Consider the following 26,240-nt stretch of genomic DNA (forward strand, 5'->3'; position numbering starts at 1 on the left):
TATTTGCGGATTTGCAATCCGCAACACCCACGTGAATGATTCGGATAACAAATCCGGCGTGACAAACAATGCGCAGTAGAGACGATGTGCACATCGTCTCTACATAAACCAGAATCGGCCGAATGTCACAACTTTATCCCATTCCGTTTTCTTCCATTATCTCTCGGAATCTGCGGCTCCATGCCGGCCAGCTGAGCTTTTCTTTGTAAAGGCGGCGTCCGCCTTCGTGTAAGGTCTGCAGCGATGCGGTGTTGAGGTTGCGCTTGATGCAGGCGGCAAAGTCGGCGGCGGTGGCGGCAGGCGGCAGCTTGTAGCCGTTCACGCCATCGATGACGTAATCGCCCGTACCGCCGGTATCGTAAGTGAAGATGGGCACACCGTAGGCGGAAGCTTCGCAATAGACAATGGCGGAACATTCGGCCTGCGTGGGCAACAGGAAGAGATGGACTTCCTGCCATAGCTGCACATAGCGGCGGTACTGGCCGGGGTCGTTTTTGTTGAGGAAACCCACGTAGTCGATGTACGGCAGCCCTTCGTATTGCCGGGGCAGTTCCCTGATGCCGGCGATAACCAGCCGTGCCCGGATGCCTTGTTCATTGAGCAAACGGACAGTCTCTACGGCAATATCGCCGCCCTTGCGTTTCCATTCCACGCCCGAGAAGAGAATCGTGACAGGTTCTCCGGCAGTGTACTTCCGTGTGTTCGGCACGAGGTCTGCATCGTCGATGTTCGCCCCGAACTCGATGACGTAGGTCTTCTTCGGGTCGTATCCGTAATCGTTCACTACAGAATCCGCCGCCCAGCGCGACGAACGCAGGTTGAGCGTAGCGCGGAGGATGCCCGCCCGCTCGCATTCCTCGCCATGCCCGATGGCTTGAGGAGACAGGCTTTTTTTCCAATAATAGCCAACCATAAGACGGTGGGTGGTGTCGGTATAAAAGATGGTAGGGATATCCTTGGGCAGGTAAGGAAGAATGCCTGAAATGCAGGGCACAAAAAGATAATCGCAGCCTTTGTAGTCGTCTTCGTTGATGCAACGTGCGCAGAGCCGGCTGTAAGCCTGGCTGTAATTTACCTTGAGGTGCTTGTAACGCAGTTTGGCTGCACAACGATACAGGAATTTCCTCACACTGCCGGGATAGGAGCATATCCACTTTACTTCGTAGCCCGCGTTTTCAATTCCTTCTCTGATTTTGAATATGGTGCCGCTCCACGCCTTACGGTCTGTAAACGGGTTTTTCTCGGATACGTATCCGATGACTTTTTTTCTGTTTTCCATACGCTTTTCCATTCACTATTCGGTTTATCACATCATCTGTCCATTCACTGTTCTCTGTCTTATCCCATGCCGTTCTCTTCCATAATTTCCCTGAACCTACGGCTCCATGCCGGCCAGCTGAGCTTTTCTTTATACAGACGCAACCCGCCATCGTGCAGAGCCTGTAGCGACGCGGCATTGAGGTTGCGCTTGATGCAGGCGGCGAAATCGGCGGCGGCGGCTCCGGCAGGCAACTTATATCCGTTCACGCCGTCGATGACGTAATCGCCCGTGCCGCCGGTATCGTACGTAAAGATAGGCACGCCGTAAGCCGATGCCTCACAATAAACGATGCCGGCGCATTCGGCTTGTGTGGGCAGCAGGAAGAGGTGGGCTTCTTGCCACAACCGCACATAGCGGCGGTATTGTTCCGAATCGTTCTTATTGAGGAAACCCACGTAGTCGATGTACGGCAGCCTTTCGTATTGACGGGGCAGTTCCCTGATGCCGACAATGAACAACCGGGCACGGATGCCTTGTTCGTTGAGCAGGCGGACGGTCTCGACAGCAATGTCGCCGCCCTTGCGCTCCCATTCTACGCCCGAGAAAAGGATGTTGACGCATTCTCCCTCTACGTAGTTCAATTGGTTCGGCACAAGGTCGTGGTCATCGATATTCGCTCCGAACTCTATTACGTAAGTCTTCTTCGGGTCGTAACCGTAATCGTTTATGACGGAATTTGCCGCCCAGTGCGATGAGCGGAGGTTAAGCGTAGCGCGGAGGATGCCTGCCCGCTCACACGCTTCGCTATGCCTGATGGTCTTAAGCGGCAGGTTCTTCTTCCAATAATATCCCATCAGAAGGTGGCAGGTCGCGTCCGTATATAGGATGATAGGGATATTTTCGGGCAGGTAAGGCAGCAGGCAGGAGTTGCAGGCGACAAAAAGGTAGTCGCACCCTTCGTAATCCTCCTTGTTGACGCTGCATGCGCTAAGCCGGCAGTAATGGCGGTTATAAGTTATCTTGATGTGCCTGTACAACATTTTGACAATAGACCGGCACAAGAATTTCTTCAAGCTACTCGGCTGTGAGCATATCCACTTCACCTCGTAGCCCGCGTTTTCTATGCCTTCCCTGATTTTAAATATGCTTCCGCTCCACGCCTTGCGGTCGGTAAACGGATTTTTCTCGGACACGTATCCGATGACTTTCTTTTTGTTCTCCATGATTCTTCTCAAAATGAAATGCAAAAATCCTTTGCCCTCTTATACTTTATTTCTCGTCTTCTATCCGTTGCCTTATGTGCGGATAGTGTTCCAGTATCTTGTCGAGCGCGTCACGGTTGCGGTCGTCGCCCGGCTTCAGGTTGATGGTCTTCAGGGAATATTCCTTCGGCTTTCCCACTTCCTTTGCCCGGCTGTGTCCGTTGGGAACCGGAACGACGTAGGTGCCTTTCGATACCGCCGCCGCCCAAAACCAGACATCGTCTGTAGTCGGCGCCAATGCCATAAACCGCTCAGGGTCGAGCATGGTTTCGTCCAGCGAATGCGGCGGATACAACACGCCGCCCACTCCCGTCTGCATGGCAAGGCGGCTGTAGTGAATCCGCTTGAAGACAAAATCGTACCACTTGTACTTCCGCCATTCACTGTACGGCATATCCGGCCTTATCCGCCTTACGCGGTGGGCGATGATGGCATCGGGCAGCCGCTTGTGCAGGCGGACCAGCCGGTACAGCATGTCCGGACGGTAGCAGATATCGTCATCGATGGTGACAATGACATCTTCGGGGAAATCCCGCAACGCCGGAAGCAGTTTCTTGTACGAACGTATCTCTGCCGGGTCGAACCTCACATCAAGAAGGGGGCTTTCGGCTTTCAGGGCTTCCAGCCCGGCAGGAAGCTTTCCGTCCGGAAACTTCTGCGTGTCCAGATACAATACAATCTTATCGGGCAGCATCGTGCCGCTCAAGACGGAACGTATCGCCTGCACGGCATAGGGAATCGCCGCAGGAAATGAAGTCAGCGAGACGATAATCTGTTGTCTGTCTTTCATACGCCTTTCTATTTATGATTCGTAATCTCATAACCGATTCGTTCGCCGACAATCGGATATTTCTCCACTATCGCTTTCAGGGCGGCGGCGTTGCGGTCGGTCCCTGATTTGAAATTCAGCGTCTTCAACGAGAGCTCGCGGGGCTTTCCCACTCCTTTCGGCTTGTTATGCCCGAAGGGGACGGGAACAATCGGCGTGCCGTTTGCTACCGCAGCCGCCCAAAACCAGATATCGTCCGTAGTCGGAGCGATGCGGGTAAACAAGTCCACATCAAGCATCTCCGCCTTCAGGGCATGAGGCGGATACAGGATGCCTCCCACGCCGGTCCCGATATTCGTGAAGCCCGAATGAATCCGCCGGAACACGAAGTCATACCAGCGGTATTTGCTCCACCGGCGGTAAGGCTTGCCCGGCTTCATGCGCTTGGCACGGTGAGCCAATACCGCACCGGGAATCTGCTTGTGGAGGCGCAACAGGTCGCGCAACATGTTCTCGTGGTATGCCACATCATCGTCTATCGTTACGATAACCGCGTCCGGAAAGTCTTTCAGCGCCGGAATCAGTTTCCGGTACGAGCGGATATCCCGGTCGTAGTTCCGTATCTCAAAGAGCGGATTGTCTGCCGCCAGCTTCTGCAACTCCTGCGGAATCCCGCTTTCGCCGAATTGCGAAACCGTAAGGTAAAGCACCACCTTGTCCGGAAGTACAGAACCTTGCAAAACAGACCGGATAGCCTTGGCGGCATAGGATATCGCTGCCGGAAACGAGGTCAGCGATACAATGACTTCTGGTTTGGATATATTCGGATTCATGCGATGTTTTTTGAATACAGATACAAAGAAACGATTTTATTTTGAGAATATCAACCTGCGGCTGTAGAAATGCCTTCCGAAAAAAACGAAGATATACTTCATCCGCCGATGAAGATATCTTCTCCGGCAGTTTCAGTGCACTGAAACTGCGGATGCAGTATATATTACTTTTCGATGGCTGCAGATTGGCGGAATCGAGACCTTTATATATGGGCAATAAAAAAAGCGGCTCTTTCGAGTCGCTTTTTTTATTTATAGAGTAATCGGTTAGGATTATTCTGCCATCTTGATTAACAATGGAACTTCTACAGTCTTTTCGTAACCCCAAATATCAGTTACAGTTACCTTAATGGTAGTTTCTGTATTTTGAGATACGTTAGAAGTATCCAATGTTACGTAACCTGCATCAACAGATTTCGTAGTACCGTTCCATGTAGCCGGAGTACCTTCAGAAGAATCCACAGGCATCATGTTTTCTGTAATCTTGAATACTTGTTCGTCACCTGATTCGAATTTAACAAAATCAATAGCCTTGTCTGCATAGTCGTCTGCTGTAGGATGACTTGCAGATACTTCGTATGCTTTCTTGCCATCATCATCAGCATCTACATCCATATACAAGTTGTAAGATTGCTTATTGTAATTGTAACCAATCAAGTCGGCAATATTTAACTTAGCATTGCGAGAAGCGAAGACTTCTACGGCTGTACCGTCCTTAACTTCAACGTTACCTTCTACAATCGGGCTCAATACTTTCATCTTGAATGTCTGAGCAGCCAATTCTTCAGCACTGTACTTGTATGCACTCAAGTAAGTAACATCATCAACCTTAACTGTGAATTCCTTACCATAGTTCTTATTATCTTTTGCAGTTGGTGCTGTGTACTTAACAGTTTGAGTAGATGCGCTCTCGTCAAATTCAACAAACTCTTTATTGTCTACCTTATTGTCTGCTAATTTGAATGTAATATCCATATCATCAGCAACCTTATCAGAGCCAAGTTTCTTGAAGCCATCTTTGATAGCATAGTCCAAAGTCAAACCACTTGCAGTGAATTTTTCATTGATAGAGTTATCAACACCCATCAAGACAGTCTGATCATCATTCCAGAATGACGGATGTTTCTGCATGTAGTCGCTCAATGCCGGCAATACCGGAGTATAAGTCATCTTGACAGTGTTCAAGATTTCAGTATCACCCTCTGTATTTTCATGTTTGAAGTTAATGGTCAATTCATATTCTTTACCAACTTCCAACAACGGAGTAGTTGTACTAATCTGTGAGCGGTACTTAGCATACACACGCATGGTCTTAGCTTTGTAATACTCATCGTCATTGGATATTACTTTACCATCAGCATCAAGCAATTCAATATCATAATAGTCACTAGGAGCGGCAGTTTCTTCCTTGCCTGTTTCTTCAGATCCACCAATTACAACCTTCGTAATATCAAATGGTTCATTAGCACCCAATGTAGCAGAAGTCCACTTCGCCTTATCTGCATCACTCATTGCGTTGAACATTGCATCAAGGCTGATGTCGAATCTCATGTGGTTAGCTTTGTCTATGGTCTTACCATCAGACTGAACTGACTGCTTAATAACTTGTTCGCCGGCAGCCAAAGTTGCGGAAGCTACGATCTTGTTAGACGGTTTGATAGTAATTTTATCACGATAAATCTTACCATCAATATGCAAAGCATATACATATAACTCAAAAGTAGTTCTCGTAATTTGGTCACTCAATTTCGTTACGGTAAATGTACCTGCTTTCTTGTCAATCTGAACGCCGAACAAATCAGCAACAGCTTTATCTACAGGCTCTACATAGTAGTCGTATACATATTCAGGTTTAGTGTCAAAAGTCAGCTTATTAGCTTTATTGAGGTCAACTTCAAATGTAGGATTAGCATTCACACCTGCAGTTCCGCTAATTGGAGCATCACCGTCTACTTCTGAAACATATTGTTGAGTAACTGTTGCTTTTGTTGCCTTAACTGCCAAGCCATAGTTAGAGCGCGCACCTGATTCTTCTACCAAAGAATAAAGAGTGTTACCATCGTTTGCACCATACAAATCTGTATATGCTTTTTCATTTGCATACGTATTTGTAGTAATATCCAGCGGAATCAAGTTGATAGAACTGTTAGCTGCACGTGTTAATGTTCCGTCGAAGTTTTCAGAAGGATTCAAAGTGATAGGCAGGGCATTGCCTTCAGAATCCTGCAAAGTAAACTTCATAGAAGACAAGTCGAGGTCAGCCGGAGCTACACGAGTGACCAACTGAACGCCTAACCCACGCAGAGAAGTCAATACTTGACCTTTTACAACATCTTTCTGAGCAGACCAAGTGGTTTCTTTGTCGCCATCATAATCTTTAGTAATAGCGGTAATATAGCAATATTCAATCGGTAGAGATTCTTTATTATCAGTAGTTCCACCAAATGTAGTATTGATAGCGCTTGTGCTTAATTTGCCATCATCACCAATAGCAGTGCCATCAATCCATCCAGCCAAAACTAAGTCGCTCATTACAGAAGCAGCACTCGGAACAACTACGGTTGATTGAGCACCGTTCGCATCGGTAATGGTCAATACCCATTGCTTGTTTTCGTTCTGTACAGCAGTTACGCCAGATACAGGAATATTAGTAGATTCATATTCGCCTTTGTCGTTCAAGAAAACCCAAACGCCATTTTCTGCCTTTACCGGAGCCTTAACTTCTTCCGGATCAGTTGCAGGCTTGATGCCTGTAGGCTCACCGTTCTTCAGCAGTTCGCCGGTAGTCGGGTCAATAGACAAGACATCACCTTCCTGACCGTTCTCGATATCCAAGGTAACTGTCTGGTCACCGCTCTTACTGAAAGTAAATACGATACCTTTTCCGTCATCGCTCTTCTTGACAGCAGTAACATAGTCACCGTTGTTTACCAAGTCCTGCAATGCTTTGATGGCATCAGCATTTGCGTCAATCTGACCCTGCAAATTCTTGATGTCATCATCATAGTCTTTACAAGAGGTAAAAGTTCCTGCCGAAGCGAACAGAAGCGCTCCGAACAGCAGTGCACTTAAATACTTTTTTCTCATAACAAAATAAATTTAATTTATAAATTAAAAAACTCAAATCGTTCTAACTCAAGCCATTACACGTACCGCCGAATCCGTCCGAAACCCCTGATTTTCAGCCCCGTCAGTAAACGCGCCGATAACTGACATAGGAACATGAAAGGCTTGATAATGAATGACATACATTCCACGAATTAAAGTTTTATAACAAAACGGCGCAAATCTGTGCCGGTTTCGTAATCTGAAATTGAGTAAAGAAGTGTGAAATAAAGGGCTGATATTGTAGAATTTACGCGAAGGGAATCGGTTAAAAATCTATAAAACATACGTTCCGCAACAGATAACAGAACCGGATTATTTTCTGTTTTTACATTGACAAAGGGAATGATAACCGCCGGACAAGATATAAAAAAAGAGGATTATCCTCTCCGACGGATGGGATAATCCTCTTTGTATAGTCTTCAATTAAAATGGCTTATTTCTTCTTGGCAGGAGTTTCTTCGATATCCACCAGTTCCACTTCGAAAATCAAGGTAGAGAACGGTTTGATCTTGCCTGTATTGCGTGAGCCATAACCCAGTTCTTGCGGAATGTAAAGCATCCACTTCGAACCTACCGGCATCATGGTCAATGCTTCGGTCCAGCCTTTGATTACCTGATTGGCACGGAAGCTGCTCGGTTCTTTCCGCTTGTATGAAGAATCGAATTCAGTTCCGTCAATCAATGTACCTTTATAATGTACCTTCACTCTTGAATCAGCGGTAGGCACTGCACCCTTTCCTTCTTTCAGCACTTTGTATTGCAAGCCGCTCGGAGTCACTTTGATGCCTTCCTTGTTCTTGTTATTTGCCAGGAACTCTTCGTTCTCTTTCTTATAATCCGCATATTTTTCTTCCAAAGCTTTTTCCTTGATGGCTTCCACTTGCGTGCGTACATAGAGGCTTGCAGAATCGGTTGCTACGATTGCTTCGTTTTTCACCCCTGCAAGAAAGCCGGCGAGGAAATTGTCTTTTGTCAGGCTATTCACCGAATCACCTTCGAACACCTGGTTATTGATAGCGTCGAACATCTGGCCGCTTACCTGCTGTCCGATTTGCATACCCATCAGGTATGCCTTTTCTTTTGCATCGGTTTCTTTCATGCCTTGCTCGATGCCCCGTACGAAATCAGCATAATGAGCTGAATCGATTCCCATACGGCCGAGGGCATACTCTTGCAAGCCTTGTGTGTTGCTGACACCCATCATATAAGAAAGGGTATCCACTTCGTTTTTCATGTTGGCTTTCGGACCTTGCGCGCATGAAACCATGCCTGTAGCAATAGACAAAGCCATTAAAAATGCACCTTTTTTCATTTGCTTCATTGTTTTATTTTGATTATTGATAATGCTTGTTTACAACACCTCTATCAGCTCCACTTCGAAGATAAGCGTGCTATGAGGCGGAATCATCTCACCTGCGCCTTGTGCTCCATACGCCAGGTCAGACGGGATATAAAGTTTCCATTTGGCACCTTCCGACATCAGTTGAAGGGCTTCCACCCAACCTTTGATTACCTGATTTACACCAAATACGGCAGGTTCGCCACGCTTGACAGAACTATCGAACAACGTACCGTCGATTAAAGTACCTTCGTAATGGCAACGCACGCGGTCGGTAGCTTTCGGCTTCTTTCCGTTTCCTTCCTTGATTACCTCGTATTGCAATCCGCTGGGAAGGGTCACGATGTTCGGATTCTTCTTATTCTCTTCCAAGAAAGCCTTGCCTTTCGCGATGTTTTCTTCGTTCATCTTTTTCTCCAGCTCAGCGAAATAATTGTTCACGATTTCACGGGCTTCGGTATGCGTAATCGCTGTCTTGTTCCCTTCCAACACGTCCTTGATTGCTTGCGCAAAGTCGTTTACGTCAATATTACGAGCACCCATGCTCCACAAGTTTTGGCCTATACCCAGACCGATGGCGTAACTGAATTTATCCATAAAGTGTTTGAGTTAAAAGATATTACTTTTCGTTAGTCGGCGCAAAGGTATCTTTTTTATTTGAATAAGAGCTTCTGTAAGCGATTAAAATTTCTTATTTTTGTGTGGTTAATAGATTAAGGAGGAACTTACGTATGAAAAAACTGGTCATATTGACAGGCGCAGGCATGAGTGCCGAGAGCGGAATCAGCACATTCCGGGATTCTGGAGGGTTATGGGAACAATATCCCGTAGAACAAGTGGCAACGCCCGAAGGATATGCCGCCAACCCCAAACTGGTGATTGACTTCTACAACGCACGGCGTAAGGAACTGCAACACGTAAAGCCTAACCGGGGACATGAACTGATAGCCGGACTGGAAAAACATTTCGACGTGACGGTTATCACACAAAACGTCGATAACTTACACGAACGCGCCGGAAGCCATCACGTGATTCATCTGCACGGAGAGCTGGACAAGGTCACTTCGAGCCGGGAACCGAACAACCCGAAGTACATCAAGACACTGAAGCCGGAAGAATGGGAGGTGAAAATGGGTGATCTGGCAGGCGACGGCTCCCAGCTCCGCCCGTTCATCGTATGGTTTGGAGAAGCGGTACCGATGATTGAAACCGCGATTGAATATGCCGAGCGGGCGGATATCTTCGTGATTATCGGTACCTCGCTGAATGTTTATCCGGCGGCAGGCCTGCTTTACTATGTGCCTTCCGATGTGCCGGTCTACCTCATCGACCCGAAAGAAGTGGCCATCGCTTCGGGAAGAAAAGTGCACGTAATCAGGAAAGGAGCTTCGGAAGGCATGGAAGAATTGAAAAATATGTTATTAAATGAACCGGATTGAACAATTCTTTCTTATCTTTGTTTCTATAAGTATTAAATAAAACGAGTGACTAACTTTAAAAACAGATTTGCATTATGAAAAAGTACATTTGCACCGTATGTGATTGGGAATATGATCCAGCTACAGGAGATCCGGATAACGGAATCGCTCCGGGTACAGCATTCGAAGACCTTCCGGAAGACTGGGTATGCCCGGTTTGCGGAGTAGGGAAAGACGATTTCCAGCCGGTAGAAGAATAAGACTTCATTGGGACATACAACTCAAAGCCCCGATGCGAACGATGAGATTCGCACCGGGGCTTTTCTATAGTGACACTTTTATCTGTCAAAGCTTATTTTTCCTTATGGCCCTGCGGCTTATGGTCATGTCTCGGACGATGGTTCGGCTTTTCATCCGCCACACCTTCGGGTTTCGGAACCAACACCTTATGAGACAATTTGAACTTGCCGGTCTTCGGATCGATATCCATCAGTTTCACCTGAATCTCATCACCTTCTTTCAAGCCCGACTCTTCGATAGTCTCCAGGCGTTTCCAGTCGATTTCAGAGATGTGAAGCAAGCCGTCCTTGCCCGGAAGGAACTCAACGAAAGCACCGTAAGGCATGATAGAACGCACCTTTCCGGTATAGACCTCACCGATTTCGGGGATAGCCACAATGCTCTTGATCATGCGTACGGCATCATCGATGCACTTCTTGTTGGTACCCGCAATTTCGATACGCCCTACCCCGTCTATCTCTTCGATGCTGATGATAGCGCCTGTCTCTTCCTGCATACCCTGGATAATCTTTCCGCCCGGGCCGATAACGGCACCGATGAATTCTTTCGGAATCGTCATGGTTTCGATGCGCGGAGCGTTCGGCTTCAGTTCCGGACGCGGTTCGGCGATACATTCGGTCAGTTTGCCCAAGATGTATTCACGGCCTTCTTTTGCCTGCAGCAAGGCTTTCTCCAAGATGTCGTAGGTCAAGCCGTCGCACTTGATATCCATCTGAGTTGCAGTGATTCCGTTCTTCGTACCGGTCACCTTGAAGTCCATGTCGCCCAAGTGGTCTTCATCTCCCAAGATGTCCGACAATACCGCATATTTATCTTCTCCTGCGTTCTTAATCAATCCCATTGCAATACCAGAAACCGGATTCTTGATAGGCACACCTGCATCCATCAGGGCAAGTGTTCCGGCACATACCGTAGCCATAGAAGAAGAACCGTTCGACTCAAGGATATCCGACATGACACGCACACAATACGGATAACCGGCAGGGATTTGCCCCTTCAATGCCCGCCATGCCAAGTGTCCGTGACCGATTTCGCGGCGTCCTACACCGCGTTGCGCCTTCGCTTCTCCCGTAGAGAAAGGAGGGAAATTATAATGAAGCAAGAAGCGTTCCTTATGCTGGTCGAGCACATCGTCCACGACTTTCTCGTCGGCTTTCGTACCCAACGTAACGGTACTCAACGACTGAGTCTCGCCACGGGTGAAGATAGCCGAGCCGTGCGGATAAGGCAACGGGCTTACTTCGCACCAGATGGGACGGATTTCATTGGTCTTACGTCCGTCCAGACGCTTGCCTTCATCGAGGATGCAACGGCGCATCGCTTCTTTTTCCACATCGTGATAATAGCGGTCAATCATCGGACCCTTTTCTTCCAGTTCCTCTTCGCTGAACTGAGCCTTGAACTCATCGCAGATAGCGGTGAAGGCATCTTCGCGTTCGTGCTTATTCTTATTGCCTGACTGAGCAATGGCGTATGCCTTGTCGTAACAAGCTTCGTGAACCGCCTTGCGCAGGTCTTCGTCGTTTTCTTCGTGACAATATTCGCGCTTTACGGTAGAACCGACTTCTTCCATCAGTTCCATCTGCGCCTTGCAATGAACCTTGATGGCTTCGTGGGCAGCTTTCAGGGCTTCCAGCAAATCCTGCTCGCTTACCTCGTCCATTTCGCCTTCTACCATCATGATGTTCTCATACGTAGCGGCTACCATCAAGTCCATATCTGCCTGCTCCAGCTGTTCGAAGGTCGGGTCGATAACGAACTTGCCATCAATGCGTGCCACACGGACTTCTGAAATCGGTCCGCCAAACGGAATGTCTGATACGGCAAGCGCAGCCGATGCGGCAAGCCCAGCCAATGCATCGGGCATATCGACGCCATCGGCAGAGAACAGAATGATGTTCACGTAAACTTCGGCATGGAAGTTGTCGGGGAACAACGGACGCAAAGCGCGGTCTACAAGGCGGCAGGTAAGGATTTCATAGTCTGATGCCTTGCCTTCACGTTTCGTGAAGCCGCCCGGGAAACGTCCGAACGCAGAATATTTTTCTTTGTACTCTACCTGAAGCGGCATAAAATCTGTACCGGGAACTGCATCTTTTGCGGCACAAACAGTAGCCAACAACACGGTGTTACCCATGCGCAGCGTAACAGCACCATCTGCCTGTTTTGCCAGCTTTCCCGTTTCGAGCGTGATGGTTCTGCCATCAGGAAGCTCGATCGTCTTAACAATAGGATTGATCATAAATAAAGTTTTAATATAAATTCCGATTATAAATCGCGCGCAAAGATACGAATAATCTTGCAGTAATCGGGTGAAGATGAGACAAAACTTTTAAGAGCCTGTTTAAATTTTCCAATAAAGTAATGTTCTATCAGGTTCTTTTGCGTTTGTTTCCGGTCTGTTTTCCCGATTTTATTCGTCAGATAGCCCGCTATCCTCCTCATAAAATCAGAAAAACATCCTCGAAAACAATTCGCAAAATTAACCTGAGCAAAATTTAAACAGGCTCTTACACTTCGCCCGTTTTTATGCTATTTTATGCCTTTCTCTCCAGAATAAAGACATCCTGCAGGAAAGTGCCTGCCGTTCCAATGCAGGTGTTTATGTCTTCAGGAAAAAACCACAAAGCGTTACAATTGTTACAAATGACAATTACTAAAATCGAAAAAAAGGAGAAAAGAAATCTCTTAGTCATAAATTATATTATATATAAATATATATATTTATATATAATATAATTTATATGTGTAACTTTCTCCTCGAAGCCTCCTTGTTAAAATCCGATTTTAGTAATTGTCATTTGTAACAATTGTAACGCTTTGTGCCTTTGAGATGCTCCAGCGGCATCCTCACCTATATGCGTTGCCCTTCGGATATACATGCGCAGCCCGATGCAGACAGCTGCGTGTGCCGCCGCAAACGGCCGCTCCCCTCCCCGCACCGTAAAGCATAAGGAGGCAGACTTTTAAGCCTTCCGTACGTTAAAGTTCTTTTTTTCGTACAAGAACTTTTCGAAAAGCTTTGTGAAACCGTGAAAAGCCGTATCTTTGCACTCCGAAGTAAAACCGATTTTTAGAATGAAAAGAAATGCTTATATCGCCGCAGCTCTGTTGTTGGCAGGCCTTAGTGCCTGCAACAACGAGCCTGCATTTACCGTGAAAGGAGAAATCACAGATGCCGCGGACAAGATGCTGTATCTGGAACGTACAAGCCTGAGCGGAATCGTTCCGCTTGACTCAACCGAACTGGACGAGGACGGAAGCTTCAGCTTCTCGGCTGCCCGCCCCGATGCGCCCGATTTTTACCGCCTGCGCGTAGAGAATCAGGTCATCAACTTCTCTGTCGACTCTACCGAAACGGTTCAGGTAAACGCCGGGTTAAAGAACCTTGCCACCGGATATCAGATAGAAGGCTCGGAAAACAATACAAAGATTAAAGAGCTGGTGCTCCTTCAGGCAGAACTGCAAGAGAAGATAAACCGGCTCGCCCAATCGGGATTGCCCATCGGCATTGCCCAAGACAGCCTGCAACGCATGGTAGACGCCTATAAAGATACGGTAAAGCGCAATTACATCTTTGTGAGCCCGAACAAGCCCTACGCTTATTTCGCCCTGTTCCAGGAAGTGAACGGCTACCTGATATTCGACCCGCTGACCAACCGGGAAGACGTAAAATGCTTCGCGGCGGTAGCCACCAGCATGAACAACATGTATCCGCACGCCGACCGCTCGCGCAACTTATATAATATGGTGATAAAGGGGATGAAAAACACCCGCGCTCCGCAAGTGAAGCCTTTGGAAGTGCCTGCGGAGAAAATCGAAGAGACTTCCATCATCGACATACCTTTACGGGACGAAAACGGGACGCTGCATCACCTGACAGACCTGAAAGGCAAAGTGGTACTGATAGACTTCACGGTATACGGCGCCGCCGAATCGGGCGCACGGAACCTGCTCTTGCGCGAACTGTACAACAAATATAAAGGGCAAGGGCTGGAAGTGTACCAAATCTCGCTGGATTCCGACGAGCATTTCTGGCGGACATCTGCCGACAACCTGCCATGGATATGCGTACGCGACCCGCAAGGACCTTATTCCACCTTCCTCCGCCTGTATGGCGTATCCCAGTTGCCTACAAGCTTCCTGGTGAACCGGGAGAACGAATTGAGCTTGCGCGTAGATGCCAACACCGATTTGGACGCTGCAATTAAGAATTTATTATAACATGTCGAAAAGCATGTAAAAGAATTACCAGCAAACACTTGACTGGTATTAGAAAAAGACGTACCTTTGTCAAAAATCAGTATAAGAAGGGTTCCGATACGTAACCATGGTATCGGAATTCTTTTTATTTTTATGTTAAGTAAATAATTAAGGAGGAAAAAATTATGGCGTATATGTCAGAAGAAGGTTACCAGAAACTGGTGGCTGAATTGAAACATCTGGAAGCGGTGGAACGCCCGAAGGTAGTAGCGGCCATCGCCGAAGCCCGTGATAAAGGCGACTTATCGGAAAACGCGGAATATGATGCGGCTAAAGAGGCACAGGCTATGCTGGAAATGAAAATCAACCAGCTGAAAGCGACTATCGGCGATGCGAAAATCATCGACACATCCAAGTTGAAAGCAGATACCGTTCAGATTCTAAGCCGTGTGGAGCTGAAGAATGTAAAGACTGGCATGAAGATGGCATACACCATCGTATCGGAAACGGAAGCCAACTTGAAGCAAGGAAAGATTTCGGTAAATACTCCGATTGCGCAAGGTTTGTTGGGCAAGAAGGTGGGTGATGTAGCTGAAATCACTATTCCGCAGGGAAAAATCAGCTTGGAAGTAACAGGAATTTCATTTTAACAAGTAAGGCAAGCTTGCGTAAGCGCGCAGGTTTGCCTTACTTTTATTATATATAAAGGTATGGCAACAATATTCAGTAAAATCATTGCGGGAGAAATCCCCAGCTATAAAGTGGCAGAAGATGACCGCTTTTATGCTTTCCTCGACATTAACCCGATGGTAAAGGGACATACATTGGTTGTCCCGAAACGGGAAGTAGATTACATCTTTGATTTGGAAGACGAAGAACTGGCGGCTATGCACGTATTTGCCAAACATGTGGCACAGGCCATCCAGAAAGCATTCCCTTGCCGGAAGGTAGGCGAAGCGGTATTGGGCTTGGAAGTGCCTCATGCACACATCCATCTGATTCCGATGCAAAGCGAGAAAGACATGCTGTTCTCCAATCCGAAACTGCAACTGAGCGATGAAGAATTCAAGTCTATAGCCTCAGCTATACACAAAGCCTGGGAAGGCAATGCATGACGGAACCTCCCTCCTGACGATTTAATATATCAGCATAAAGCCATCCCGCAACGGGTGGCTTTAATTTTTTTCCACACCCAAAGCGGTTCATACGTATGATAAGAAAATTAGGGATAAGCTGGATACTGGCTATGCTCGGATGCCTTGCCTTTGCCCAACAGACACTGTATAAGATAGAGGGTACGGTGATAGACCGTAACACACGCGAACCCTTAGAATTTGTCAATGTACTGGTGGTAGGCCTGAATATAGGCTCCTCCACCGATGCGGAAGGCCGCTTCCGCATCGAACAAGTCCCGCCGGGCATCTATGCGCTTCAAGCCTCGATGTTAGGATATAAAACCGTCACGACTTCCGAATACCGGGTAAACCACCGCTCTCCGCATATCCAAATAGAAATGGAGGAAGAAAAGACACAATTGTCCGAGGTCACGGTCACCGCATCCCCCTTCCAGCGCATTACAGAAAGCCCGGTAAGCTTGCGGGTTATCGGCCTGCAGGAAATAGAGAAGGCTCCGGGAGCCAACCGGGACATCTCCCGTGTGGTACAGAATTATCCGGGCGTCGCCTTCTCGCCCGTCGGCTATCGGAATGACCTGATTGTGCGCGGCGGAGGTCCTTCGGAAAACCGGTTTTTCTTAGACGGAGTCGAGATTCCCAACATCAATCACTTCAGTACGCAAGGAGCGTCGGGCGGTCCCGTAGGTTTAATTGATGCCGACTTAATCCGGAACGTGAAATTCTATAGCGGCGCATTCCCAGCCAACCGGGGGAATGCACTGAGTTCGGTACTCGACTTCAGCTTGCGGGACGGAGATATGGAGCACCGTTCCGTAAAAGCCACATTGGGAGCATCCGAAGTCTCGTTAAGCTCTAACGGGCATATCGGCGAAAAGACTTCGTATGTAGTTTCCGTACGGCAATCCTACCTGCAAATGCTATTCAAGGTTTTAGGCTTGCCTTTCCTGCCCAAATATACGGATGCTTCATTCAAGGTCAAAACCCGTTTCGATAGCCATAACGAACTGACATTGTTGGGCTTGGGAGGCATTGACCGGATGAAATTGAATTTAGGCATAGACGGAGAAGACGCCGAATACATTTTAAGCTATCTCCCGAAAATAGAACAGGAAACATTTACATTAGGCGGAGTGTACCGCCATTACGCCGGACCGCATGTCCAGTCGGTCACACTAAGCCATAGCTATCTGAATAACCGCAACCTGAAATACCGAGACAATGATGAGAGCAGCGAAGAAAACCTGACATTGCGCCTGCGCTCCGTAGAACAGGAGACCAAGCTCCGCATGGAGAACACTTCACGCTGGGACGTATGGAAACTGAATGCAGGGATAGAGCTGAACTATTCACATTACACCAATACCACTTACCAGCAAGTCTATACCCAAGAGGCACATACATCCGATTATTATACCGACTTAAATCTGTTCAGGTGGGGGCTGTACGCCTCAATGGACTATACCGCTCCAGACGAACGGTTTACCGCCTCGTTAGGCGTACGTGCCGATGCCAGCAATTACAACGATAAGATGAAAGAGCTATGGCGCCAGCTCTCGCCACGCTTATCCGTATCCTGGAAATTAGCGGACGGATTATATCTGAGCGGGCACACCGGCTTGTATTACCAACTCCCGCCATACACGGCATTAGGTTTTAAAGAGGAAAACAACCGTTATGTAAACCGCCACCTGGACTATACATCGGTATCGCAAACCAGCGCCGGGCTCACTTGGACTCCCAACGAAACCATGGAATTATCGGCAGAAGGCTTCTACAAATACTATAAGAACATGCCTCTATCAGTGGCAGACGGCATCCCCTTGTCATGCAAAGGAAACGATTACGGCGTTATCGGAAATGAAGCACTGGTTTCAGATGCCGAAGGAAGGGCGTATGGGGTAGAGCTTATGTTTAAATGGCTGATTGTCCAGCGCTTGAACCTCTCTTCTTCGCTTACGGTTTTCAAAAGCGAATTCCGCGACCGGCGGAAGGAAAGCGATTATATATCTTCGGCATGGGACAACCGCTTTATCCTGAACGTAAGCGGCACATACAATTTTCCCAAACAATGGAGCGTAGGAATGAAAGCAAGCTGCATTGGCGGTTCCCCTTACACACCCTACGATGCAGAAAAGTCTTCGCTGGTCTCTGCATGGAATGCACAAGGGAAAGCCTATTACAATTACGATTTATACAATACGGAACGCCTCTCTGCCTTCGGCCAACTGGACATACGGGTAGACAAGACATTTTATTGGAAGAAGTGCATGTTTGGTATCTATCTTGATATTCAAAATATTACGGCAAGCAAGTTGCGCCAGCCCGATGTCCTGATGAGTACAGGTCAAATAGACAATCCCTCAGCACCGCTTGCCGAGCAACGTTATGTAATGAAATCCATCAAGCAAGAAAGCGGAACGCTACTTCCTACTCTCGGAATCACATTCGAATACTAACGCCCTTTCATTCACCACGGATTACACAGATTGAAAAATAAGACTGGAATTATTTAGAAGCTGTTTTGAATTTATCGTGCGCTGATTTGGAATGAGTTTTTGAGGCATTTTCGCTTCTGTGATGAGGAAGATAGCGGGCTATCTGACGAAGAACAGGAGCGGAAAGGACCAAAAAATCGCCCAAAGCACACACGAAAACGGATGCATCAAGCCAAGAAAAACTTTTTGGAGAAATTCAAAACAGCTTCTTATTAAATCTGTGTAATCTGTGGTGAAACCAGTTATGAATATTTTTCACCGAATTTCATTTCCACATCATTGATAAATTTACGCATCGCATCCTGATTGTCTTTCTTACAGATAAGCAACGCATTGCCATGCGCCGCAATCAAATAACCGTCCAAATCCTGAATTACCGCCAACTGGCCTTCAGGAAGAGAAACGATATTGTTCCTGCTATTATATAATAAGGTGTTGCTATGGATAATGACATTCTGGTTCACATCCTTAGGCGAAGCATCGTACAAGGACTCCCATGTCCCTAAATCCGCCCAGCCGAAATCACACAACTGCACGTATACATTATCTGCCTTTTCCATAATGCTATAATCAATCGAAATATTAGAGCAAGAAGCGAAATCCGGATTGTCACACTCAATACGCGGACACATGTCCGGCATGATTTCATGGAAAGCCCGCAAAATGGTATTTACATTCCATACGAAAATGCCTGAGTTCCAATAAAACTCATCGCTTTGAATAAATATTTCAGCAAACTCTCTGGCAGGTTTCTCGATAAACGTCTTGACCTTATAGAAATCCCCTTCTTTCTCTTCATCTATCTGAATATAACCGTATCCCGTATCCGGACGGTTGGGCTTGATGCCTAACGTAACCAGCTTATCATTCTTTGAGGCAAAATCCAATCCCTTCAATATCGCTTCCTTAAATTCATCCTGCTTTAGTATCAAGTGGTCGGAAGGAGCTATGACTATCGTTGCATTCGGATTGATTTTCTGAACGACGTACGATGCGTAAGCAATAGACGGAGCCGTATTCCTCCTTTCAGTCTCTACAAGAACATGCCCTTCCGGAAGTTCAGGAAGCGATTCGCGCACCAACGGTTCATAATCTTTATACGTCGTAACATAAATATTCGTGACAGGGATGATTTGCTTATACCGGTCAAATGTCTGCTGCAAAAGTGTCTGACCCGTACCAAAGAAATCCAGGAACTGCTTGGGCAGGTTTTTCCGGCTACTCGGCCAAAACCTGCGTCCCATCCCTCCAGCCATAATAATACAATAAAAGTTGTTATTCATGATAAATCAGAGTAGCTTTAAAAGTTTACGCTAAGATAACTTTTTATTTTGAAAAAACAGGCAGAGATTATTCTAAATAGTGTTAGATGAAAATATTTTCACTTTTTTATTCACTTCTCTTGCTATTTAAAAAGATTTGCCTACCTTTGCATCACAATTCAACGGAACGCCCAGATGGCGGAATCGGTAGACGCGCTGGTCTCAAACACCAGTGGAGTAAAATCCATCCCGGTTCGACCCCGGGTCTGGGTACAGAATAAAAGGCTAAGTGATTAACTATCAGTCACTTAGCCTTTTTATTTGTTTGATTTTTCCCCACATTTTCCCCACTAATGCAAACTATATGATTAAATTTATTTTTTACAGTACTAGAAAATTATTTTTCTTCTAAAGATTCTTTCTTGTTTAGTCCCATATTATATTATCATCACAAAAATTATTTGTTGAAGACTTTAATGTAATGGTTGGATATTTCGTTATATCTTTTTCGTCGAAAATTACATGATATTCAGAAACTTCCTCCAAACAAAAACTTTCCTCTGTAAATAAAGATGGTGCAAAAGCATAGTTAAAACCTTTATATAAGTATCGTACGCTTGGATATATAATTCCTTTTATTTCAGTTTTATCAAGTAGTTGTTTTGAGAAATTAGCAGTAATAAAATAGTCCATATTGGTGTTTGCCTCTTTTGCAAACTGCTCTGCTATAAATCTTGTTTTAAGAAACCATGTTCTGTAGCTATGAGCAGATGATATTTCTTTTCTTTTTAAGCGGCATTTATTATAATAATAAAATAAATCAGTACCAACATTTTGAGTCTTAGGGCAATTACAGATGAGGAGTATAGGTATTCTTTTTTTTATTTTCCATTTAGATACTGTTAGCAAAAATGATCTTTCATGGGATTGACGTAACTTGTCATGACAAGCTTCAAGTAGTGCAACATCATAATTACAAGCATAATAGGCTATAGGTTGCTTCACTAAATTGGCTCTTGATATATAACTAGGCGATGGATTAAATGCAATCCGACTAATAGTCTTAAAATGCTCATTGGCTTGATTCATGACAGCCCTATATATATAATTATTGCTTGATGGTTCTATATCGTGAATATCGTAAGGTATACTTTTTAGTAAGGGAATCTGTTTAAAATACCTTTCTTTATATAGAGAGAAATTAGTTCTATTTAATCGTTTAAGTGTTTTTGATAAAAATCTATTGCTTTTCTTCATACTGATACTTTTACTTTTCATTTATTATTGTCAATGTAGAATTATTGTAATCAATTTCTATTTTTCCTAATTTACTTAATGCGCTTTGCCCTAGGAGTAATGGGGCATTTTCATTATGAACAACGGACGCTTCAACATTTCGAAGTGTCAATCCACCAATTTCAATTTTTTTTATAATTATCTTAGTTCCGACTTGTATGTCGCCACTTGCTGTTTGAAATTGTTGATTACCAAGAATATCATTAACTGATAAATATCCATTTTTCAACATAAAGATAGCTTCACTTTTGGAAATAGAAACGGAGCTAGCACCTGTGTCAAATATGAAATTTAAAGCAAGCCCATTAACTTTACATGGTATAGTATATACATTGCTAGCTTGCCGATATAATTTTATTACTTTTCTAGTATATTTATTTGCATTATTTCCAGAAGTAGGCATATTGTTTGTGCCTAGACTTCCCATAAAGTTACTATTATTTACCAAACTTTGAAAATGACAAAACTCATTATATATTTTCTTTGACAGAATGTCGTCTTTAGTCAAAATAGTCCATAATCCTTCTAATGACTTTTCTCCACATTCCATGATTTCAATGCCATCTGTAGTATTAAATATCTGTACTTGATTATAATTTAGACGGAAAGTTGTACTTTTTAGTGGTGTCGTAATCGAGTTCTTTCCCAATTTTGTTGTTGGTAAAGGAGAATAACCTGGAGCGATTCGTGTATCAAATGAGATTATTATATTAGGATGTTTATATGTCATTTTTACATTTTTATATATAGTTCTCCAATCTTTATCCATAGAACTAATATTATAACTGCGGAATAAAGAATTTATTCGGTCAAAACTGTTTTTCAATTCTTGATTTTGTGCATTAACAGAAATAAAAAATAGACATAGAACAACAAATAATTTAAGACTTAATTTCCTTTGCATATTTAAATATGATTTATTGATTTTACAATAATATAATGAAGCGTGGAACTGTATGTCACATCTTAATTGGAGGTCCTGAGAAAACCTAATGAGCAGATACAACAATAGCAGCCCACGCCATATGCGTGAGAACCACTATGCTATCCTTGCTCATTTGAAAATTTCTCAGGTTTCCAATTACAAGATAAGCATAACGCTTCTTCTAAATTCTTAAATATTATATTGGATGGAGTTGTCTCTATCCGGCTACAAAGGTAACGAAAGTCTCTGATAATTTGCACTATATATTTATAATTTTATACCACGGTTTTTCTTTTCTTCCTGTTGCGGCAGTATTGTTCCGTATTTAAGCCTGTGCCATTGTTCCCTGAACCATTCGGTAATCGGCTTCCTGTTTATAGTCAGGTTCAGCCTGCTTTCATCGTCAGGGTCATTTTCCACCCTTAAAATATCATCCTTTATATCAAAGTTCCGTCTGTGCTGTTCTGAATAGATTTTACCGCTGCATTTCAAGGCTTCTTTCTTGACCAAAAGACTTTCTGTCATTTCTTTAGAGAATCCCAGCATGGCACAGAACTTTTCCATGCGCAGCATTTCCCTGGACATCGGAAACCATCTGAAAGCCTTGTCTATGATTCTGGCGAGCTGTGATAGTTCTTTTTCTTTCATGTCAAGTTCCTGCCTGTGCATTTCTCTGAGATTGTGGATTTGCGTATCATGCTGTTTCTGCATCTGCTGTATTTGGCTCTGCAATTTTTCAATATTGGTGTTCCGTTTTGAAACCTCGTCTTGCAGTTTTTCGTTGGCATGTTCCAGCTCTTTCAGTTTTCCGCTTCCGAAAAGAGAAGCAACTCCGCTTGTTATGGCTGTTGCAGCCGTGGTGGCTGTCTTCTTTAGCTTGTCAGTGCGAATTTCTGATTTTACCTGTTTAAGTTCCTGCTCGGCAAGATTTATCTGTTCTTCTTTGTGCCGTTTGGCAGCATCCATGCGTTGCAGTTCGGCTTTCTGTTTCTCGATGATAAAGTCGTTACGTTCCAGATGTTCCTTGCCTGTAACAGCCTTTGACTGCCCACGCTCCATCAGCAGGATGTCAGATGCCAAGGTCTGCATCTGCATCATGTCATCGTCATTGAGCTTTCGGCTCTTTCCGGTTTCGTGGTTCATCCAGTCGAAAACGATATGGGCATGATAGTTCGGCTTGAACCATCTTTCACCTACTTTGAAACTCTCCCTGTCTTCCACTTCCGGTTGACCGTTCAGCCAATGCCCTTCGTCCTTGTGCAGGAAGATTTGCAGCGGTGTGATTCCCCAGCGTCTCTGGCACTCCTCACCGAATTTGCGCACATCTGCCAGTGTCGTGTCCGACCTGACAAGCAGCACTCCTTCGCGTATGGGGGAGCATCCCGCAATCTTGACTGTCTTGCCGTTCTTGCCTTTGCGCTCCCGTTCTTTTTCCTGCATGGCACGTCCGGTCTTTTCCTTTACCATCTGTCTGATATTGTCATAATGCGTCCGCAAATCCGGACTGCCGAAGTCGGGATTTATCCACTGCTCGTTATCGGTGGAGAGTTCAGGAACTACATAGATTCTGGACTCTCCGATGTGGCGCATATATTCGGCAGTCCTTCTGTTGTGAGCCTCGCTCGATGCGATGTTGCAGGGCTTGATATGTATGCTTGATTTTGTTGCCATAGATACTTGTTCTTGGGTTTGTACTTTATTGTTTGCTTTTCTGCTGTCCGTAAACGCATGGGGTTCTTAGGGGTGCAACCCATAAGCGGAGATTGCAAAGAGAGGGTCACTCTTTGCTCTGGGTTCTCAGGGGAGAAACGCCCTGAGTGGGTTATTAGGGTAAAACCCTAATCCCCTCGGGAGAGCCCACAACTACGTAAGCGAAGCGTGTAGTTATAGTGGGCTATAACCGAAAGCCTCCCGGTTTATTGGGCGGTGTCTTCACTTTGATGGATTGAGCCTGTTTCTTTGTCTCTGCCCGTTTTTGCAGGTATTCGTTCAAATCCTTGCATCCGCTGTAAATGTGTGAAGCGTCACGTATATGTCTGGTATTGTCATACTCCTTTCTGATTTGCTGCAGGGCTTCCATTCCTGCACGGTCATTGTCAAGGAAACAGTGGATGCGTTCATAGCTGCCCAGCGGATAGAGTGCCTTGGAAACATTGGCAACAGAGTTCAGAACCATGTAGTCCTGTCTGTCGAAATCAGGGAATTGCGGACAGCTTTCAAGCCTTAGTGTCAGAAAGGAAAGGTAGTCCATGAACCCCTCAAAAACGTAACATGCTTTTCTCGGCTCTCCCGATTGTCTGATATGTGATATTTCTTTCGGTGCGATGCAGCCCTTGAAATATCGGTTGCGGATTTCATATCCACCCGATATGTTCGGAAAGGCAATGGCGAAATACCGTTTGCCGTTGTTGGTGAAGTGTGCCTCACGGCATTCTTTTTTCGCCAGTGCCGTATTTATCCCCCTTTCCTGCAGGTAAGAGAGCAGGGCAGGAGAAGACAGCTGCACGATGTCAAGTTGCTGGAAACTCGGCTCGGTGGCAGACTGCCTGCGAAAAGAGAAAGACACGGGACGGACATGCGGTGTCTGTTCCTCTATGCGTTTCAGGATATACGGAACACTCTCCGTTGCGTAGAGGTGTGCTGCCAGTGCGATGATGTTGCCGCCCTTTTCCAGACCGAAGTCGAACCATTGTTCACGTTCTGTGTTTACTTTGAACGAGGGCTCGTTCTCTTCCCTGAACGGGGATTTGTACCAGAGGTTTACCCCCTGCTGCTTTACTGGGAAATACCCCAGACTGTGCAGATAGTCTGCGATTCTTATCTTTTTTGCTTCTTCTGTTGTCATTTTCGTACGGTTTTGTGATGAGTGAAAAAACGATGATTTGATGAACTTTGCTTGTAATAAGCTGTTATACAGAATGGTAACACTTCATCATTTTTTCATCAGACTGCTTGCCAAAAAAGAAATGATGATTTCTCTTTTCATCAGCATTATATTCCGATGAATGAATGATGAGCTTGTATTATACTGTAATACAATGTGTTATATACCGTATTCATCATTTCATCAAAATAATCATATAGCGGTCAGCTGTTCTTTGGTTATCGTGTAGAACCTTCCTATTTTCCTTTTCGTCTCGTAGTGGCAGTCACGGTGGGGAGCAATCTCATAGGCGGTGTAGGAAAGTGAGTTCGGTGCGGAAGTCAGCTTCCATACTTCCTGAACCACTTTCCGCACCTGATATTTCTCTGCCTTTACCTGCGAATAGACAAGCAGTGTCATGAGGTCGTTCAGGCAGAATGATACGCTTTCCACATCCATGTTTGACATGATGTCAAGGAACAGTTCAGCCATTTCTATCTCCAGACGGTTGCGGTTGCTCCGGATGATTTTCTGCAGGGCTGCCGTATGTGTCAGCTTCGGGTTGAACCACATACGGCTTTCCTTTTCCGTTGAAAGCTCCCTTTGTGTCAGGAAGAACAGGAAGGCAGGAATTTCCTCTTTCAGCTTTTGCAGGAAATTCGTGTCATCGTTCTGTAGCGGATTTATCTTCCTTACCCAGTATCGTGTTTCCCCTGCGTCTATGATAACAGGCAGATACTCGTTGTTTGAACACAGTACGAACTTGGCGAAGAAGGCTATTTCCGTGCGGTCTTTCCCTTTGGCCTCCACCTTGTAATTGAAAGTAGTGCTCAGGTTCTTCAACCGCTCGCTGTCTTCCCTGCGGTTGAGCAGCACCTCGTCCACGACAATGAGCAGCTTTCCGGCCCAGTCGGAATTGAACTGGCTCCGGAAATCCTCGTTGGTGTTGAATGTCACGTTATCCCCGAATACGGCTTTCAGGAAATTAAGGAACGTGCTCTTGCCCGTGTTCCTCTCTTCCGATACCAGCAGGAGTATGGGGAGTTTCTGCAACGGCTGCAGGAACAGCAGTTGCAGATAGTCCAGTCCCAGATTGTACTGCTCACCGAAAATGTGTAGCACCAGAGAACGTATGTTCGGGAAATCCCCTATCTGCGGAGTATGCTCTATCGGTTCGTACAGATTCAGGAAACCGTCAATTTCCTTCCGGTAGTTCAGATGGTCGGGAACGGTACAGAATCCGTCATACTTCGGGACGGTCGCAAGATAGTTCTTCCCGTAGTCCTGCCTGAGTGTGCTGTTGTTCCATATCACACGTCTTTTCTCATATCCTCCGCTGGCGCAGGGCTGGTTTACGACCTTGTACAGTGTCGTTCCCACACGCATGTATTCTTCCTCTTTCATAGGCTCAGATTGAAGGATTGCGTTCACCCAGGATTTTCTGTATGTCCGACTGTCGGTATCTGACCTTGTTCCCCACCTTTACGGGTTTCAGGTAGTTCTTTTTTGCCCAGTGCCAAAGGGTGGTGTCGCACACGTCGCACATTTTCTTCACTTCCTCCTTTGTGAGGTACTTTTCCTTTCTCGCTTCCGCAATGGCGGTGGAGAGTTCATGCTTGGCACGGCTTATCAGCTGGTTTGAAAACATGAGCAGGTCTTCGCCTGTCACTTCCAGTTTGATGTTGCCGTTTCCGCTTTGGATAATTGCCATCAGGTCTGTCATAGGCTTGTTGAAACTGCCGGTTGTAAGACTTCCCGTTTCGGCAGTAT

Annotated in this window: 21 protein-coding genes and 1 tRNA gene; 7 read left to right on the forward strand and 15 right to left on the reverse strand. The window is 45.7% G+C overall.

What is annotated here, in order from left to right:
* Window positions 1-133: 133 nt before the first annotated feature.
* From BACSA_RS10985 to BACSA_RS11015, 7 genes are all read right to left on the reverse strand, one after another.
* Window positions 134-1,279: a glycosyltransferase family 4 protein gene (locus BACSA_RS10985; RefSeq protein ID WP_041584370.1), complete on the reverse strand. Its 1,146-nt coding sequence runs from the start codon at window positions 1,277-1,279 to the stop codon at window positions 134-136.
* Between the two features lie 59 nt (window positions 1,280-1,338).
* Complete coding sequence (locus BACSA_RS10990; protein ID WP_041584000.1) at window positions 1,339-2,484, reverse strand: glycosyltransferase family 4 protein; 1,146 nt, start codon at window positions 2,482-2,484, stop codon at window positions 1,339-1,341.
* A gap of 46 nt (window positions 2,485-2,530) precedes the next feature.
* The gene (locus BACSA_RS10995; protein WP_013618179.1) at window positions 2,531-3,313 is read right to left on the reverse strand and encodes a glycosyltransferase; all 783 of its coding nucleotides are present in this window, start codon (window positions 3,311-3,313) and stop codon (window positions 2,531-2,533) included.
* A gap of 8 nt (window positions 3,314-3,321) precedes the next feature.
* Complete coding sequence (locus BACSA_RS11000) at window positions 3,322-4,125, reverse strand: glycosyltransferase family protein (RefSeq protein WP_013618180.1); 804 nt, start codon at window positions 4,123-4,125, stop codon at window positions 3,322-3,324.
* A gap of 273 nt (window positions 4,126-4,398) precedes the next feature.
* Window positions 4,399-7,212: a hypothetical protein gene (locus BACSA_RS11005; RefSeq protein WP_013618181.1), complete on the reverse strand. Its 2,814-nt coding sequence runs from the start codon at window positions 7,210-7,212 to the stop codon at window positions 4,399-4,401.
* A 454-nt stretch (window positions 7,213-7,666) separates the two neighbouring features.
* A complete protein-coding gene (locus BACSA_RS11010; RefSeq protein WP_013618182.1) occupies window positions 7,667-8,545 on the reverse strand; it encodes an FKBP-type peptidyl-prolyl cis-trans isomerase in 879 nt (292 codons plus the stop codon).
* A gap of 39 nt (window positions 8,546-8,584) precedes the next feature.
* A complete protein-coding gene (locus tag BACSA_RS11015; RefSeq protein ID WP_013618183.1) occupies window positions 8,585-9,169 on the reverse strand; it encodes an FKBP-type peptidyl-prolyl cis-trans isomerase in 585 nt (194 codons plus the stop codon).
* A 134-nt stretch (window positions 9,170-9,303) separates the two neighbouring features.
* Here BACSA_RS11015 and BACSA_RS11020 point away from each other — a divergent pair, with 134 nt between their 5' ends.
* Window positions 9,304-10,011: an SIR2 family NAD-dependent protein deacylase gene (locus tag BACSA_RS11020; protein ID WP_013618184.1), complete on the forward strand. Its 708-nt coding sequence runs from the start codon at window positions 9,304-9,306 to the stop codon at window positions 10,009-10,011.
* Window positions 10,012-10,085: 74 nt separating this feature from the next.
* The gene (rd, locus tag BACSA_RS11025; RefSeq protein ID WP_013618185.1) at window positions 10,086-10,250 is read left to right on the forward strand and encodes a rubredoxin; all 165 of its coding nucleotides are present in this window, start codon (window positions 10,086-10,088) and stop codon (window positions 10,248-10,250) included.
* Between the two features lie 92 nt (window positions 10,251-10,342).
* Here rd and pnp read toward each other — a convergent pair whose 3' ends face one another.
* Window positions 10,343-12,532: a polyribonucleotide nucleotidyltransferase gene (gene pnp / locus BACSA_RS11030; RefSeq protein ID WP_013618186.1), complete on the reverse strand. Its 2,190-nt coding sequence runs from the start codon at window positions 12,530-12,532 to the stop codon at window positions 10,343-10,345.
* An 836-nt stretch (window positions 12,533-13,368) separates the two neighbouring features.
* Here pnp and BACSA_RS11040 point away from each other — a divergent pair.
* From BACSA_RS11040 to BACSA_RS11055, 4 genes are all read left to right on the forward strand, one after another.
* Window positions 13,369-14,514, forward strand: a complete 1,146-nt coding sequence (locus BACSA_RS11040) for a TlpA disulfide reductase family protein (RefSeq protein WP_013618189.1) — start codon at window positions 13,369-13,371, stop codon at window positions 14,512-14,514.
* 164 nt (window positions 14,515-14,678) lie between these two features.
* Window positions 14,679-15,143, forward strand: coding sequence for a transcription elongation factor GreA (greA, locus tag BACSA_RS11045; RefSeq protein ID WP_022039826.1), 465 nt, complete (start codon window positions 14,679-14,681; stop codon window positions 15,141-15,143).
* Between the two features lie 60 nt (window positions 15,144-15,203).
* Window positions 15,204-15,608: an HIT family protein gene (locus BACSA_RS11050; protein WP_013618191.1), complete on the forward strand. Its 405-nt coding sequence runs from the start codon at window positions 15,204-15,206 to the stop codon at window positions 15,606-15,608.
* A 131-nt stretch (window positions 15,609-15,739) separates the two neighbouring features.
* Window positions 15,740-18,085 (forward strand): TonB-dependent receptor, encoded by a 2,346-nt coding sequence (locus BACSA_RS11055; RefSeq protein ID WP_013618192.1) that lies wholly within the window; start codon window positions 15,740-15,742, stop codon window positions 18,083-18,085.
* A 281-nt stretch (window positions 18,086-18,366) separates the two neighbouring features.
* Here the strand turns inward: BACSA_RS11055 and BACSA_RS11060 are convergent, their stop codons facing one another.
* Complete coding sequence (locus tag BACSA_RS11060; RefSeq protein WP_041584002.1) at window positions 18,367-19,410, reverse strand: mannose-1-phosphate guanylyltransferase; 1,044 nt, start codon at window positions 19,408-19,410, stop codon at window positions 18,367-18,369.
* A gap of 165 nt (window positions 19,411-19,575) precedes the next feature.
* On the opposite strand from BACSA_RS11060, the gene BACSA_RS11065 reads away from it, so the two are divergent.
* A tRNA-Leu gene (locus BACSA_RS11065) sits at window positions 19,576-19,659 on the forward strand.
* Window positions 19,660-19,812: 153 nt separating this feature from the next.
* Here the strand turns inward: BACSA_RS11065 and BACSA_RS11070 are convergent.
* The 6 genes from BACSA_RS11070 to BACSA_RS11095 all read right to left on the reverse strand — a co-directional run bounded on the left by BACSA_RS11070 (window position 19,813) and on the right by BACSA_RS11095 (window position 26,193).
* Entirely contained in the window at window positions 19,813-20,643 is an 831-nt protein-coding gene (locus BACSA_RS11070) for a hypothetical protein (protein WP_013618194.1), read from the reverse strand.
* 10 nt (window positions 20,644-20,653) lie between these two features.
* Window positions 20,654-21,451 (reverse strand): retropepsin-like aspartic protease family protein, encoded by a 798-nt coding sequence (locus BACSA_RS11075; RefSeq protein ID WP_234144217.1) that lies wholly within the window; start codon window positions 21,449-21,451, stop codon window positions 20,654-20,656.
* 423 nt (window positions 21,452-21,874) lie between these two features.
* A complete protein-coding gene (locus BACSA_RS11080) occupies window positions 21,875-23,278 on the reverse strand; it encodes a hypothetical protein (RefSeq protein ID WP_013618196.1) in 1,404 nt (467 codons plus the stop codon).
* A gap of 223 nt (window positions 23,279-23,501) precedes the next feature.
* Window positions 23,502-24,452, reverse strand: a complete 951-nt coding sequence (locus tag BACSA_RS11085) for a toprim domain-containing protein (protein WP_013618197.1) — start codon at window positions 24,450-24,452, stop codon at window positions 23,502-23,504.
* Window positions 24,453-24,683: 231 nt separating this feature from the next.
* Window positions 24,684-25,874, reverse strand: coding sequence for a primase-helicase family protein (locus BACSA_RS11090; RefSeq protein WP_013618198.1), 1,191 nt, complete (start codon window positions 25,872-25,874; stop codon window positions 24,684-24,686).
* A gap of 4 nt (window positions 25,875-25,878) precedes the next feature.
* A complete protein-coding gene (locus BACSA_RS11095) occupies window positions 25,879-26,193 on the reverse strand; it encodes a helix-turn-helix domain-containing protein (protein WP_005797547.1) in 315 nt (104 codons plus the stop codon).
* Window positions 26,194-26,240 lie beyond the last annotated feature (47 nt).

Source organism: Phocaeicola salanitronis DSM 18170 (genome assembly GCF_000190575.1).
In the GTDB taxonomy this organism is placed as follows: Bacteria; Bacteroidota; Bacteroidia; order Bacteroidales; family Bacteroidaceae; genus Phocaeicola; species Phocaeicola salanitronis.